Origin of the sequence: Hominiventricola filiformis, from assembly GCF_020686965.1 — a bacterium.
Taxonomy (GTDB): domain Bacteria; phylum Bacillota; class Clostridia; order Lachnospirales; family Lachnospiraceae; genus Hominiventricola; species Hominiventricola filiformis.
In genome coordinates, this window is sequence record NZ_JAJEPS010000001.1 from 24,726 (window position 1) to 39,770 (window position 15,045).

Here is a 15,045-nt window from a genome sequence, read left to right on the forward strand (position 1 = left end):
TTAATTCGCCGGCATTCCTTCAGTTCCGTCTGTTCCCGTACCAGATGCAGAACCAGTGCTCACATAGATCGTTACTGTTCCATCCGGATCTACGGCTCCGCTTGGGCTGTACCGGGTGACAAATCCGCTTCCCACAGAATTGCTGGATTCCGTTGCCTCACTGATGGTTCCGGTAAATCCTGCGTCTTCCAGCTTTTCTGCCGCTGCTTCATAGGTCATACCTACGCTGACCGAAGGAATCGTCACTTTTTCTTTTCCCTGGCTGACGGTCATGGTTACGGTGCTTCCCGGCTTTGCAGGGGTTCCTCTGTCCGGCGTCGTACTGATGACCAGGCCCGAACGGACATCGGAAGAATAGGCTTCCTTCACTGACACTTGAAATCCTGCGGCCGCAAGCTCCTGTTCTGCACGGCTCTGCTCATGACCGATGACATCGGTCACTTTCACACTGCTCGGTCCACTGCTGAGTACCAGATTCACCTTTGTGCCCTTTGCGGTCTTCGTATTGGCTGCCACCGTCTGACTGATCACGAGACCGGAAGTCACCGTATCACTGGAGGCCTCCGTCACGGTTCCTACAGTCAGTCCTGCCGCCTCGATGGCAGCTCTTGCCGTAGCCTCATCCTTACCTACCACATTCGGAACCGTTACCTCTGTATCTGTCGTGGAAGATGTGCTGTCTGCAGCTGTCGAGGATGTACTGCTTCCGCTGGTTCCTGAAGAACCGCTTCCTGCAATCGTCACCTCCACAGAGCTTCCGACTTCCACTTTCGTTCCTTCTGCAATATTCTGCTCCATAATCTGACCGGCTGAATATTTGGAAGAACTCTCGCTTCCTTTCAGCGTAATATCAATTCCCAGATCCTTCAGCTCGATCTTGGCCTCCGTCATGGTCTTTCCGAGAAGATTCGGCATGACCACCGTATTAGCTGATGAACTGTTTCCGTCTTCTGATTCCGTATCCTCATCCGCCGTCTGTTCTGTCTGTTGGCTGTCAGAAGATGAGGTATCGTTTTTTTCTTTGCCCAGTCCCAGTGCTTTGGATACCAGAAGGAGCACAATCAGTACAATGATGACTGCCAGGACAACACCCGCAACCGTCATGGCCTTCTCGACAGCCGGACTCAGTTCTTCGTCATCGTCCTCATCCTCGTCGTCCTCATCATCCTCATATTCGTCATCTTCTTCATCTTCGTCCTCATCACGGGAGACAGGGACCTCCACCTTTCTGGAGTTTCTGATCTTTGAAGACGTTCCTTTATTCATTACAACCGTTCTGGCCTGTTCATCCACATCTATCATCTGGACGAAGTCTCCATCCGGATCCATCAGAGACTGCTTTAAGTCCGCCAGCAGATCCCCGATATCCTGATATCTGCGATCCGGACTTTTCTCTGTGCATTTCTTAATAATCTGTTCCAGACTGTAGGGAATATTCTTGCAGTATACGCTGGGAGGAACCATCTCTTCCTGCAAGTGCTTTACTGCAACCGTCACCGCAGTCTCCCCGTCAAACGGAACCCGTCCGGTCACCATCTCATACAGCACAATTCCCAGAGAATAGATATCACTTCGGTGATCCACATAACCGCCGCGCGCCTGTTCCGGAGATGCATAGTGTACCGATCCCATAGCATTTGCCGTGGTTGTCTGGGAGGTCGTGGCTTTGGCAATGCCAAAATCCGTTACCTTCACCTTTCCCTCTCTGGAAATGATAATATTCTGCGGCTTAATATCTCTGTGTACAATATGATTGTTGTGCGCCACCTCCAGTCCTGCACAAACCTGAATGGCAATGCTGGTCGCTTCCTTGATGGTCAGGCTCCCCTTACGTTCAATGTAATTTTTCAGAGTGATGCCTTCTACCAGCTCCATGACAATGTAATAAATTCCATTTTCATCACCCACATCATAGACATTAACGATATTCGGATGGGCAAGACGTGCCGCCGCCTGTGCCTCTTCCTTGAATTTTTTTACGAATGCATCATTTTCGCGAAATTCTTCTTTTAAAACTTTCACAGCCACATAACGGTTCAGCTTATGGTCTTTTCCCTTGAAAACTTCTGCCATGCCACCGACGCCTATTTTTTCCAGGATTTCATAGCGGTCACCCACAATCGTCCCTACTTTAATCATAATTTTACCTCACTGCTATCCTATTTCTACAAGCACTACCGCAATATTGTCCAGTCCGCCATTCCCATTTGCTGTCAGTATCAGCTCTGCACCGATCTCCGAGAGATCCTTCTCCTGACTGATAATCCGGCAAAGTTCCGTATCCTCCACCATATTACTCAGTCCGTCCGAACAGAGCAGATATCTGTCTCCCGGTTCCACATGGAATGGAAACAGATCAAGCTGTGCCTCGTCCTGAATGCCAAGCGCCCGTGTGATAATGTTCTTATCCGGGTGCCGTCTGGCCTCTACGGGACTTAGCTCGCCTTTGCGTACCAATTCTGCCACCAGAGAATGATCTTCTGATATCTGTACGATCTCTCCTCCGGAAATCTCATACAGACGGCTGTCTCCGATGTTTACTGCAAGTGCTTCATTTCCGTATACAGTGAGGACCACCAGTGTGGTTCCCATACCCTGATATTCTTCCCGCTCTGCAGCTTTTTCGAACAGGCGGTAATTGGCATACCGCACTGCTTTCTGTAGGATCAGTGCCGGGCGCGTTTCTGTACTTTTCTCAATCGATTCCACAATTGTCTGTACCGCATAGGATGACGCCAGATCACCTGCCTTATGTCCTCCCATACCGTCCGCAACGATATAAAGATTGGGGAGGTTGCCTACAGGAAGGTCAGACGCATATACATAATCCTGATTCACTTTTCGCTTCCTGCCGATATCCGTCATTGCAACCGATGTCTGCACTCCTCACTCACCTCGCTTTTCCGTATCCATATAACTTTTCCGCAACTGCCCGCAGGCTCCGTCTATGTCACGGCCCATTTCTCTTCTAATAGTAACATTAATCCCTGATTTTTCAAGCTTATTTTTGAAGCGCTGGATAGCTCCGGTATCCGACTGCACATAGTCTCTTTCTTTGATCGGATTTACCGGAATCAGGTTAATGTGACAATTAATATCTTTCACCAGCTCTGTCAGCTCCCGCGCATCTTCCTCACTGTCATTGACACCGCCTACCAGACTGTATTCGAATGTAATCCGGCGTCCAGTCTGAGAAAAATAATACCTGCAGGCATCCAGAACTTCTGACAGTTCATATTTGTTTGCCACAGGCATCAGCGTCTTTCTCTTCTCCTGACTGGAAGCATGCAGAGAAAGCGCCAGAGTGATCTGCAGCTTTTCATCTGCCAGCCGTCTCATATTTGGCACAATACCGCAAGTAGAGACCGTCAAGTTTCTCTGGCTGATGTGAAGTCCTCCCTCGCATGTGAGCAGATGGATAAACCGAAGCAGTGCATCATAATTATCCAGCGGCTCTCCGGTTCCCATGACAACCACATTATGCACACGCTCCTTTGACCATTTCTGAATCTGATAGATCTGATCCAGCATTTCCGAGGGTTTCAATCCTCTCTCCAGACCGTCCAGAGTGGACGCGCAGAACCGGCAGCCCATGCGACAGCCTACCTGAGAAGATATGCAGACAGAATTGCCGTGATGATACTTCATCAATACACTTTCAATGACATTTCCATCGGACAGTCGGAACAGAAATTTACTGGTTTCATCTATTTTCGACGTCTGCACCCGCACCAGTGTAAGGTGCGGCAATTCATAATTTTCCTTTAATTTTTCTCTCAATCCCTTTGACAGGTTAGTCATCTCATCGAAATCATCCACAAGACGTTCATGCAGCCAGCTGTAGATCTGCGCCGCCCGAAACTTCTTCTCACCGATGGATTCCATCTCCTGTGTCAGTTCGCTCAGTGTCAGAGATTTGATATCAGTCATTTCTCTTCCTCTCCAGTTTTGCGATAAAGAAGCCGTCCCAGGTATCCACACCCGGCAGCATCTGTATCTGTTCTTTTAAGATAAACGGACAGTTCTCAAGAAACCATTCCACATTTTTTTCATTTTCTTCCTTATGTACCGTGCAGGTACTGTAGACGAGTGTTCCGCCCGGTTTTACATACTGCCAGACCGTAGAAAGAATCTTGCGCTGGAGTTCCACAAGCTCTGCCTGCTGCTCCTGCGTCATACGGTATTTCAGATCTGTCTTCTTGCTGAGTACACCAAGTCCTGAGCAGGGAATATCCGCCAGCACTACATCTGCCTTTTCCACAGATGCCTCATCCAGAACTGTGGCATCCATCTGTACGGCACGAATATTCTGTGCGGCTGTACGCTCAATATTCTCTTCGATCAGTCCCACCTTATATTCGGTCAGATCTCTGGCTTCCACCATGCCGGTACCATGCATAAGATCAGCCAGATGAAGGCTCTTGCCGCCAGGCGCTGCGCAGACGTCAATGCAGTAATCCCCTTCCCGGGGATCAGCCATGAGTGCTGCTTTCATGGAGCTTACATCCTGTACCTGGAAAAGTCCTTCCCTGAAAGACGGAAGAGCCCGCAGATAATCATATCCACTGATGGCAAGCGCGCAATCTGCTTCTTCCACAGTCTGCACCTGCGCACCTTCCTCTTCCAGACGTGCAGCCAACTCATCCCGGCTGATTTTTGACAGGTTGACACGGATAGTTGTCGGTTTGTCACGATACTGATCCGCCAGCATCTGAGTTGCTTTTTCCTCCCCATATTCAGAAATCCACTGATCCACTATCCACTTTGGAGTGGAATACTGAATGGACAGGTCTTCAAATTTCATATCCGGAAGTTCCCGCGCAATATTTCGAAGAACTCCATTTACAAACCCTTTCAGGCTGTAAAATCCTTTTTTCTGCGCCATTTTCACTGCCTCATTGCAGACAGCGGAGTCTGGAATCTGATCCATATATTTCAACTGATACACGGACAGTCTCAGAAGATTTCGGATCACCGGTTTCATTTTCTTTACCGGAACTTTGGAGCAGCGGTTGATGATCGCATCCAGTTCCAGCATCCGCTCCAGCGTTCCTTCACAGAGACGGGTCAGAAATGCCCGCTCTTTTTTATCGAGGTACTGGTATTTCTCCAACATGCCTCTCATAACCACATGACTGTAACCGCCTTTTTCCACTGTCTCCAGCAGAAAATCAAGCGCCAACGCCCGGGTATTTACCTTTGCTCCCTGATCAGTCACGTCTTCTGTTACCTCCAAAAAGAAGAATAAGACGCAGCATGGACAGAATGGAGGCTGCAGCTGCCGCCACATAGGTCATGGCTGCCGCAGACAATACCTTTCTGGTGCCCTTTAATTCTTCCTGATCCAGCATACCTGTTTCTTCCAGAATCCGCACGGCTCTCGCAGATGCATTGAACTCTACCGGAAGGGTGATCAGCTGGAATAAAACACCGAAGAAAAAGCACAGTAATCCGATCTGAATCAGCAGATAAGATCTGGCAAATAAAAGACCTACCAAAAGAATCGGCCATGCGATCTGAGTTCCGATATTGGCCACAGGTACAAATGCACTGCGGAAACGAAGTGGTACATAGTCCACATCGTCCTGAATAGCATGCCCGCACTCATGGGCTGCCACACCAACTGCTGCTACGGAACGAGAACCATAGACACTGTCAGAAAGACGAAGTACTTTCGCCTTCGGATCATAGTGATCTGTCAGATTTCCGCTGATATGCTCCACACGGACACCATAAATGCCCGCATTTTTTAAAATCTGCTGAGCTGCCTCCGCGCCGGTAAGTCCCGAACGGCTGTATACTTTTGCATATCTGCTGTAGGTGCTTTTTACCTTCGCGGATGCCCACAGGGACAATAACGCACCGATTAATACCAGAATGTACGTGGGATCATAATAATAACCATAACCTAACATGCTTTACTCCTGTTCTGCCTTCAACACTGTGCCCGGTTCAATTTTATAGCCGCGTAAGAATGCACCTGCATCCATCCGCGCTTTTCCTGCCAGCTGAATCTCTGTCAGTGCCAGTCTTCCCTCTCCGGTCTGCACAATCATAGCTTTCTTTGTTACTTCCAGTATTTCACCACAGGTTCCTTTTGATGCTCCCTCTTCCTCCGGCAGCACATCACACTGCCAGATCTTCATGGTCTTTCCGTTCAATGTGGTATATGCACTGGGCCACGGGTTCAGACCTCTGACCAGACGCTCGATGGACACTGCATCTTTTGTCCAGTCAATATTTCCCATGCTTTTCTTCAGCATAGACGCATAGGCAGTCGGGGATTCTCCCTGTTTTTCCGCTGCAATCTCACCCAGTTCCAGTTTTGCAAGTGTTTCCACACAGAGCTTTGCTCCTGCAATGCTCAGCTTATCAAAAAGACTTCCCCCAGTCTCTTTTTCATCCAACGGAACGATAACCTTGGACAACATATCACCGGTATCCAGTCCCTCATCCATCTGCATGATGGTAACTCCGGATTCTTTCTCTCCGTCAATGACCGCCCACTGGATCGGTGCCGCTCCCCGGTATTTAGGCAACAGGGATGCATGTACATTGACACATCCAAATTTTTTCATATGAAGGATTCTGGAAGGAATCAGCTGACCAAATGCTGCTACTACAATTACATCTGCCGGTGTCTGTTCCAGCATATCTGCTGCTTCCCTTACCTTTGCCGGCTGGAATACCGGCAGTCCCAGATGCTCTGCCGCTGCTTTTACAGGGGTTGGCTGCAGGGCATGCCCGCGCCCCTTCGGCTTGTCCGGCTGACTCACTACCAGTGTAATCTCATGCCCGGCTTCATGAAGTGCTTCCAGCGTTCCCACTGCAAAATCCGGTGTTCCCATAAAAATAACTTTCATGAACCTTATTCCTCCTCATCGTCTGTATAAGTGACGTCGTGAAGGTCTCCTTCTACCAGATCTACATAGAGTTTTCCGTCCAGATGATCACACTCATGACAGATTGCTCTTGCCAGCAGTTCGGTACCTTCCAGTTCGTACCACTCACCGTCTTCGCCCATAAAACGTACGGTCACTTCATTCGGTCTGGTCACCGTGCCGGCTTTTCCAGGTACGCTTAAACATCCCTCATCTCCAGTCTGAGAGCCTTCCGTCTTTATGATCTCCGGATTGATCAGGACGATCGGTCCCTCTCCCACATCGATCACAACGATCCGTTTCAGGATTCCCACCTGCGGAGCTGCCAGTCCCACACCGTTGGACTCATACATAGTCTCCAGCATATCATCTACCAGTTCCACAATCTTCGGCGTGATTTCTTTTACTTCTTTACTTGTTTTACGGAGAATCGGGTCTCCTTCAAATCTCAGATTACGAATTGCCATATCTTTCCCCTCCTTAATATGCCTGAAATGGGTTCATGTCAAACTGTACACGGATTTTTTCCCATCCGGCATCCATTTCCAGATAATGTTCTGTTTTGTTTTTTATAAGAAGCAGTTTTTCTTCCTGCCTGCTTTTCAAATAAATTACTTTGCGGTACCGGTCATTAAGCCTTGTAAGCGCCGCATCCGCAGGACCAATCATTAAAACTTCCTGCTGCTGCATTTCCCGAATAAATATTCCCAGAGCCTTTGTCTTCTCCTCCAGCAGTTCCTGATCTCCCGCTGACAGGTAAATCCCCATCATGGTCTCTACCGGCGGATATCCCATAAGATTCCGATAGGCAATCTCCTGCCGATAAAAGGCTTCATAATCCTGCTTCACCGCCGCCTGAATGCTGTAATGCTCCGGCATATAGGTCTGGATCACGGCTTCTCCGGCCTGCTCACCCCGGCCTGCCCGGCCTGCTGCCTGTGTCAGCAGCTGGAATGTTCTCTCTGCCGCCCGGTAATCCGATGCATACAGAGAAATATCTGCTGCCAGCACCCCGACCAGTGTCACATTAGGAAAATCATGCCCCTTCACGATCATCTGGGTTCCTACCAGCACATCTGCCTCTCCTTTTCCGAAAGCGGAAAGGATCTTCTCATAGCTTTCCCTTGTTCTCGTCGTATCATAATCCATTCGAAGAACCCGGGCCTTTGGAAAATATTTTTTTACTTCTCTCTCGATCTGCTGGGTTCCCGCCCGGAATCCGGAAATATACGGTGAACCGCAGGTCGGGCATGCTTTCGGCATCCGGATCTGATATCCGCAGTAATGACATTTAAGGCTTCCGTCTCCGTGAAGGGACAGGGTCACATCACAGTGAGGACACCGAATCGCTTTTCCGCAGGACCTGCAGGATACAAATCCCGACAGTCCGCGGCGATTCAGAAACAGCATCATCTGCTGCCCTTTTTTCATTCGGTCATCCATGGCTGAATACAGTCTCCTGCTGAAGATGCTCCTGTTTCCCGCTTTCAGTTCTTCCCTCAGATCCACTACAGATACCTCCGGAAGGACTGCCCTGCCGATCCGCCGATCCAGCCGGTACCAGCCGTATTGTCCGTTTCTCGCATGAAATGCTGTCTCTACAGACGGTGTCGCACTTCCCAGGATCACAGAAGCCCCGCACAGGGAGGCCCGGTAAACAGCCGCCTCTCTGGCGTCATATCTCGGAACTGTCTCACTTTTATAAGCGCCTTCATGTTCCTCATCGATAATAATAAGCCCAATTTGTGAAAATGGTGTAAACAATGCAGATCTCGGCCCGATCATTACATCAATGCTGCCTTCCCTGGCACGAACGAACTGATCATACCGTTCGCCGTCCGACAGCCGGGAATGCATGACTGACACCCGATCGCCAAACCGCTCATAGAACCGTCTGACCGTCTGAAAGGTAAGGGCTATCTCCGGAATCAGTACAATAGCCTGTTTGCCTTCTTCTGTGATCCGGGCAATCAGTTCCATATAGACTTCCGTCTTACCGCTTCCGGTCACTCCCTGCAGAAGATAGGTCTTCCGGATTCCTTTCTCGTATTCACTAAAGATTCCATCCACTGCCGCCTGCTGCTCCTCCGTAAGCAGCACTGTTCTTTCTTTCTGCTCAAAATGTCCTTCAAATGGATTCCGATACTGGATCCTGGACTCCTGCACAAGGATACCATCTTCCTCGAATTTTCGAATCACCGGTGCGGTCACTTTATAGCGATCGGCAGCTTCTTTTTTATCCAGTACGCCGCCATGGTCAAGAAGAGCTGCCAGCAGCCTTGCCTTCGCCCGAAAATTTTTATGAAGCGCATCTTTCAAAAGTGCTTCGCCCTGCTCTTTGGACACGATAAGCCGAAGCCTGACCTCTTTTTTCTCTGCAATCTCCTGCTTCACCGGAAGTACAGTCTTCAGTGCCTGGTTCATGGTCGAACCATAACGTTCCTTCATCCATGCCGCCATGGCAATGAGCTGGGATTCCGCTCGCACGCCGCCTTCCATGATTCTGTCAAGTTCCTTGATCTTTTCCGGCGGATAATCCGGTGTATCCGTAAAACCCACCACATAGCCTTTCATGGGCCGGTTGCCGTTTCCAAATGGAAACTGAACCTGCATTCCTGTTTTCAGATGTTCTTTCAGATGTTCCGGTATCCGGTACTGAAACACCCGGTCCAGTTTCTCGTGGGAAATATCCACGATCACATTGGCGTATTCCATCTATTTCTCTGACAGCTCCTTCAGTACTTCCTGGATCAGTACTCTCTCATCCATGGGATATTTTACCCCTTTGATCTCCTGGTAATCCTCATGACCCTTACCGGCCAGCACGATGACATCACCCTTCTCACCATGCTCAATCACATAGCGGATGGCTTCTTTCCGGTCACAGATCTCAATATATTTTCCATCGGTCTTTTCCATACCAATCTTAATGTCGTTGATAATATCCTGTGGCTCCTCAAAACGGGGATTATCAGAAGTAATCACGGTCAAATCCGCCAATTTTCCGGACACCTCACCCATTTCATAACGACGAAGCTTGGAACGGTTACCGCCGCATCCGAAGACACACACCAGCCGTTTCGGATGATATTCGCGCAAGGTGGAAAGAAGACTTTCCAGTGCCATGGCATTATGTGCATAGTCGATCATCAGAATGAAATCATCCGATACTTTTACAAGCTCAATCCTTCCCTTGGTCTTTACCACTCTAAGTGCTGCTTTCAGATCATCCTCGGAAACTTTGAAATGCTCACATACCGCAATGGCCACCAGAGAATTGTACACGCTGAAACGACCCGGAATATCGATCTCCACATCCATGTCGAGTTTGCCGGACACATGGTATTTTACTCCCAGATATCCTGGTCTGCCGATGAGTTCCATGTTGGAAGCACGATAATCTGCTGCTTCGGAAAATCCAATGGTTTCCAGTTCACAGGTATGACCGTCCAGTACCATGTGAAAATGTTCATCATCAATATTTGCAATGCCAAGTCTGCACTGACGGAACAACATCCCTTTGCATGCCGCATATTCTTCAAAACTTGCATGCTCATTTGGTCCAATATGATCCGGTGCCAGATTAGTGAAAATACCGATTTCAAAGGGGATGCCTGCTGTCCGGTGCATCATAAGTCCCTGAGAGGATACTTCCATGACGCAGAGCTCGCAGCCTGCCTCCACCATCCGTGCGAAATACTCCTGAATGAAGTAAGACTCCGGTGTGGTATTGCATGCCGGAATATGCTCCTCACCGATGATAATCTCGATGGTGCCCATAAGTCCCACCTTGTAGCCTGCATGCTCGAGAATTCCTTTTACCATAAAAGTCGTGGTCGTCTTTCCCTTGGTTCCGGTAATGCCGATGACCTTCATCTTCTCTGCCGGGTAGTCAAACCATGCAGCTGACAAAAGAGCCAGTGCATACCGGCTGTCGTCCACCAATACCAGCGTCACGCCCTCCGGCACTTTCACCGGCCGTTCTGCAACGATCACGCGGGCTCCTGCTGCCGCGATTTCTTCTGTATGCTCATGACTGTCGTAAGCTGCTCCTTTGATGCAGACAAACATGCATCCTTCTGTCACTTTTCTGGAATCGTATACCAGTGCGCTTATCTCTCCATCCAGAGAACCATCTATTACTCTGTAATCTAATCTTTCCAGTAAACCGGTTATTGTCTTCATGAAGAACCTCCTTCTTCCTGCTTTTTCGCAGGGGACTTTTTCGCAAAAAATCCCAGTTTCATAGTAGTATAACACATTTGCTCTACCCTTGCAATTTTGAAAAAATGAAAAAAACTGCCCGGAAAAAATTTCCGGGCAGCCATCTTTGTTGTCTTTATAAAGATGTAAATCCAATGATCAGATATACGATAATCGCCAGCGCACCGCAGCACAGCGCATACGGAAGCTGTGTCTGTACGTGGTCGATATGGTCAGATGCAGAACCGGTAGATGAAAGTACGGTCGTATCTGACAGCGGTGAACAGTGATCGCCGAATACACCGCCGCCTGCTACTGCTCCAAAGCATGCATAGACGAGCGTGCCCAGCTCACCACCTGTAAAGGTAAATGCAAGCGGAAGGGCAATCGGCATACAGATTGCAAATGTTCCCCATGAGGACCCGGTTGCAAATGCCATGATCGCGGAAATCACAAAGATGATCGCCGGAAGCAGAGCCGGTGTCAGGAATCCTTCGCTCATGGAAATGATATAATCAGCAGTTCCCATGGTCTTGCTCAGTGAGTTGATGGAATAAGCCAGTGCCAGCAGCATAACAGCCGGAACCGCACCTTTCACACCCTGTGTCAGCGTATCCATAACCTCCTGGAACGGAATTCCCTGAATCAACATGCTGATGCTCATGAAAATGATTACAAACAGGAATGCTTCCATGGTCTTCGCAGAGCCAAGGGTTACATAGGTTCCAAGTGCGATGGTAATGATCATCAGTACCGGCAGAAGGAAGTTCAGGAAAATACGCGGTTTGATGCCTTCATATGGCTGCATCTCCGTCAGCTCTTTTCCGATCAGCGGAACTGCACCGTCACGAAGTACTTTGCCTTCGTTCATGGCACGCTGTTCAGCCTTTTTCATCGGTCCGAAATCCTTGACGATTCCGGAAGCAATGAGACCTACCATCAGTACTGCCAGAATGGCATATACATTATAAGGAATTGCATGCAGGAACAAAGCTGCACCTTCCTCCTCAGTGGCAATACATCCGATTCCCACTGCCAGACCGCTAAGATAAGCAGCCCATCCGGTAATCGGCACCAGAACGCTGACCGGAGCAGACGTAGAATCCGCAATGTATGCCAGCTTCTCTCTGGAAATCTTTGCCTTATCCGTGATACTTCTCATAGTGGTTCCTACAAACAGCGGGCTGAAAGAATCACTGAAGTATACAAAGATTCCAAGTACCCAGGCCATCAGCTGTGCGCCGCGGCGGCTTAAATTCTTGTCGTGAATCATCTGTGAGAAGCTCTGAATAGCTCCTGTCTTCTGGAAATATGCCACGATAATTGCGATAAATGTATTCAGCAGCATAACCCAGGAAAAACTGGTAGTACCAAGGCTTTCCTTTAATAAGGTCGGGAAGCCCAAAGGCCCCTGGCCGGCAAGCAATGTACCCACGATGCAGGCAGTTACCAGGGAAACAATCGTATTTCTCGTTGCGAAGGAGAGCACGATAGCAATAACGGCAGGAATAATGGAAATAATTCCCATACTGATAAGTTCTGATTCCATTCAGAATGTCCTCCTTTGTTGTAAATAACACTTTTCCTCATATGTGTCTGTGTTTGTGTTTGCGTTTCTATTTCAGATGAATCATATTTGCAGATCTGGTTACAGTCGCAGGCGGTGCCTGATCCAGCTGACGGTCCGCAATGTCAAGAATCTCCTCCGGACGAATCCATGGACGATTCTGCAGCGCACTGGTCTCCTCATGAGTCAGATAACCATTGTAAGTAGTAAGACTTCTTCTTAAAAATCCGTCTCTTACACATGCCTCTGCCACACCGTTCTTTGCAATGCTGCGGAAATGCGGCAATACAGAAGCTGCGTATGCGATAGAAGTAGAGTTCGCAATTGCTCCCGGAATATTGCTGACGCAGAAATGAACGATTCCTTCCTCAATATAACGCGGATCCTCATGAGTTGTCTCATGGAAGGATTCGATAGCACCCTGCTCATCATTACTGATATCCACGATTACAGAACCCTTCTCCATCAGTTTCAGCATAGAACGGTCGATAAGATAATCTTTACATCCTTTCGGCCATTTTACGCAGTTCAGTACCATGTCAGTCTCCGGAAGTAATTTTGCAATATTCTCCTTGGTGGAAATCATAGTATTTACTTGTTCATTGTACTGTCTGCTTAAGGTACGCAGCGTTCCGATATTAATATCCATAACGGTACACCATGCGCCGAGTGCATGCAGTACGGAAAGAGCAGCCTGTCCTACTACACCGCCGCCGAGGATCAGCACTTTCATGCCCGGTGCTCCGCCGAGACCGCTGACAAATTTTCCTTTTCCTCCATTGATGGTCAGCATAGATTCAAGACCAAACAAAGCGCCCTGCTTTCCTGCTGCCTCACAGTTTGGAGAACCGTAACGATGAGAATCCTCTGCGGTAAATGCAGTTACCTTCTTATCAAGCAGTACCTGTACCTCTTCCGGATGTGCTGCCGGATGGATGCAGGTGAAGACAATCAGGCCTTCTCTGAGCATGCCATACTCGGACGGCTCAAACTCTTTTACTTTTGCCACAAATTCGCAGGTGCCGTAGATCTCTTCTGCTGTATCCACGAGAGTTGCTCCTGCTGCCGCGTAAGCCTCATCTTCAAAACCGGCTCTTGCACCGGCTCCCTTCTGAACTTTTACCACATTGCCGTCTCCGATCAGGGTTGCAACCTCTCCCGGAGTAGCAATCACGCGGTTTTCACCTTCTTTGATATCTTTTAAAATACCGATAATCATATGTATGCCTCCATAATAATTGTGATTTGTGCTTCTTCACTTTACCACGGGAAATTATACAGCATAAATATACGTGTTGCAAGGAAAATATGCATTTTATAGTTTTTTTTGTTCTTCGCACCGGCAGTCTTGCATTTTTTTAGAGATACAATTATAATCTTATTAATCATACAGAGTCAGATAAATACGGCTCTGCAATCATTTACTAAACAGAAACGAGGACCCATCTATGAGCAAAAAGAAAGTTGTCGTTGCCTTAGGGCACAAAGCGTTGGGAGCTACGCTTCCCCAACAGCAGACCGCTGTAAAAAATACCGCAAAGGCAATTGCTGATCTTGTGGAGGCTGACTGCCAGGTTGTCATCTCCCACAGCAACGCACCCCAGGTGGGCATGATCCATACCGCCATGAACGAGTTTGGAAAACAGCATCCAGATTACACCTTCGCACCTATGTCTGTCTGCTCTGCCATGAGCCAGGGATACATTGGCTATGACCTGCAGAATGCCATTCGTGAGGAACTGTTAAACCGCGGTATCGGACGCCCGGTTACCACCATTCTGACTCAGGTTGTGGTAAATCCTTACGATGACTCCTTCTACAAACCGGTTAAAGTCATTGGACGTGTTATGACCCGTGAAGAGGCAGATGCCGAAGAAGAAAAAGGAAATTATGTAACGAAAGTCGAAGGCGGATACAGACGAATCGTCTCCGCTCCGAAGCCGGAAGACATTGTTGAGATCGATGCCATCCGCACCCTTTCCGATGCAGGACAGGTTGTCATTGCCTGCGGCGGCGGCGGAATCCCGGTACTGAAACAGGCAAACCGCCTCAAAGGTGCCAGTGCCGTGATCGAAAAAGACCTTGCAAGCGGCAAGCTGGCAGAACTTCTGGATGCAGATATGCTGCTCCTGCTCACCGGCGAGAAGAAGCTTTACCTGAACTACGGCAAAGATAACTGCGAACCTCTTGACACGATCAGTGTGGAGAAAGCCCGCAGCTACATTGCAGAAGGACAGTTTGCCGAGAAATCCATCCTTCCGAAAGTCGTTGCTGCTGTTTCCTTTGTATCCGGAAAACCGGGTCGCGTTACGGTAATTGCTGATCTTGATGATGCAAAAGAAGCACTGGAAGAGAAAGCCGGAACCATTATTAAATAATCGTTCTTTTTACAAA

The 15,045-nt window shown here is 48.6% G+C and carries 12 protein-coding genes; 1 reads left to right on the forward strand and 11 read right to left on the reverse strand.

Features of this window, described 5'->3' with window-relative positions; translation table 11 throughout:
* The 11 genes from pknB to LKD36_RS00155 all read right to left on the reverse strand — a co-directional run bounded on the left by pknB (position 1) and on the right by LKD36_RS00155 (position 13,870).
* Positions 1–2,139 carry a Stk1 family PASTA domain-containing Ser/Thr kinase gene (gene pknB / locus LKD36_RS00105; RefSeq protein ID WP_308458203.1) on the reverse strand — a complete coding sequence of 713 codons (2,139 nt, stop codon included), beginning with the start codon at positions 2,137–2,139 and terminating at the stop codon, positions 1–3.
* A gap of 15 nt (positions 2,140–2,154) precedes the next feature.
* Positions 2,155–2,883, reverse strand: a complete 729-nt coding sequence (locus tag LKD36_RS00110; RefSeq protein WP_308458204.1) for a Stp1/IreP family PP2C-type Ser/Thr phosphatase — start codon at positions 2,881–2,883, stop codon at positions 2,155–2,157.
* A gap of 3 nt (positions 2,884–2,886) precedes the next feature.
* On the reverse strand, positions 2,887–3,930 hold the full coding sequence (gene rlmN / locus LKD36_RS00115; RefSeq protein WP_308458205.1) for a 23S rRNA (adenine(2503)-C(2))-methyltransferase RlmN: 1,044 nt from the start codon (positions 3,928–3,930) through the stop codon (positions 2,887–2,889).
* Positions 3,923–5,218, reverse strand: coding sequence for a 16S rRNA (cytosine(967)-C(5))-methyltransferase RsmB (gene rsmB / locus LKD36_RS00120; protein WP_178753831.1), 1,296 nt, complete (start codon positions 5,216–5,218; stop codon positions 3,923–3,925). The genes rlmN and rsmB overlap by 8 nt, the downstream gene beginning before the upstream one ends.
* Positions 5,211–5,915, reverse strand: a complete 705-nt coding sequence (locus tag LKD36_RS00125; protein WP_118769620.1) for a zinc metallopeptidase — start codon at positions 5,913–5,915, stop codon at positions 5,211–5,213. The genes rsmB and LKD36_RS00125 overlap by 8 nt, the downstream gene beginning before the upstream one ends.
* Before the next feature lie 3 nt (positions 5,916–5,918).
* Positions 5,919–6,863, reverse strand: a complete 945-nt coding sequence (gene fmt / locus LKD36_RS00130; RefSeq protein ID WP_308458206.1) for a methionyl-tRNA formyltransferase — start codon at positions 6,861–6,863, stop codon at positions 5,919–5,921.
* A 5-nt stretch (positions 6,864–6,868) separates the two neighbouring features.
* Entirely contained in the window at positions 6,869–7,348 is a 480-nt protein-coding gene (def, locus tag LKD36_RS00135; protein ID WP_118769175.1) for a peptide deformylase, read from the reverse strand.
* 13 nt (positions 7,349–7,361) lie between these two features.
* A complete protein-coding gene (gene priA, locus LKD36_RS00140; protein WP_308458207.1) occupies positions 7,362–9,596 on the reverse strand; it encodes a replication restart helicase PriA in 2,235 nt (744 codons plus the stop codon).
* Complete coding sequence (locus LKD36_RS00145; RefSeq protein ID WP_308458208.1) at positions 9,597–11,066, reverse strand: UDP-N-acetylmuramoyl-L-alanyl-D-glutamate--2,6-diaminopimelate ligase; 1,470 nt, start codon at positions 11,064–11,066, stop codon at positions 9,597–9,599. It abuts the gene before it with no gap.
* Between the two features lie 154 nt (positions 11,067–11,220).
* A complete protein-coding gene (locus tag LKD36_RS00150; protein WP_308458209.1) occupies positions 11,221–12,633 on the reverse strand; it encodes a Na+/H+ antiporter NhaC family protein in 1,413 nt (470 codons plus the stop codon).
* 67 nt (positions 12,634–12,700) lie between these two features.
* Positions 12,701–13,870: an alanine dehydrogenase gene (locus tag LKD36_RS00155; RefSeq protein WP_308458210.1), complete on the reverse strand. Its 1,170-nt coding sequence runs from the start codon at positions 13,868–13,870 to the stop codon at positions 12,701–12,703.
* Positions 13,871–14,099: 229 nt separating this feature from the next.
* Here LKD36_RS00155 and arcC point away from each other — a divergent pair, with 229 nt between their 5' ends.
* Positions 14,100–15,029, forward strand: a complete 930-nt coding sequence (gene arcC, locus LKD36_RS00160) for a carbamate kinase (RefSeq protein ID WP_308458211.1) — start codon at positions 14,100–14,102, stop codon at positions 15,027–15,029.
* Positions 15,030–15,045 lie beyond the last annotated feature (16 nt).